Source organism: Adlercreutzia sp. DFI.6.23 (assembly GCF_024462535.1).
GTDB classification, from domain to species: domain Bacteria; phylum Actinomycetota; class Coriobacteriia; order Coriobacteriales; family Eggerthellaceae; genus Adlercreutzia; species Adlercreutzia rubneri.
Genome location: NZ_JANGBP010000534.1, coordinates 1 through 300 on the forward strand (window position 1 = coordinate 1; position 300 = coordinate 300).

General features: G+C 57.0%; 1 protein-coding gene. It reads right to left on the minus strand.

Annotated features, from left to right (window positions below; translation table 11 throughout):
• A partial coding sequence (locus NE591_RS14460; RefSeq protein ID WP_256157010.1) for a hypothetical protein occupies positions 1-300 on the minus strand: 300 nt, incomplete at both ends.

The window sequence follows — 300 nt, forward strand, 5'->3', positions numbered from 1 at the left end:
ATATGTGTTTCCTGTCAGCGGACTTGTAAAAAGTGATACTGACGAAAACACATATTTTTTCTGCTTGCCGCTTTCCTCGGCTCCGGAACTCTGGAACATGGTAAAAAACGGCTTTCCGTAAAGATCCACCGCCGGCTGCTCTCCCGTCTCCCAGAAGCCCCTGCCTGTTTTGGCGTCCCAGAAGTTCTGGGCGACCATGGGACCCACCACCAGCTCCATGGTGCCGGAGGACGGATCCGGAAGCCGTCCCTCCCCCAGCTCGATCTCCTCCAGGGCCTCGCGGCTTAAGCCCTCGATCCT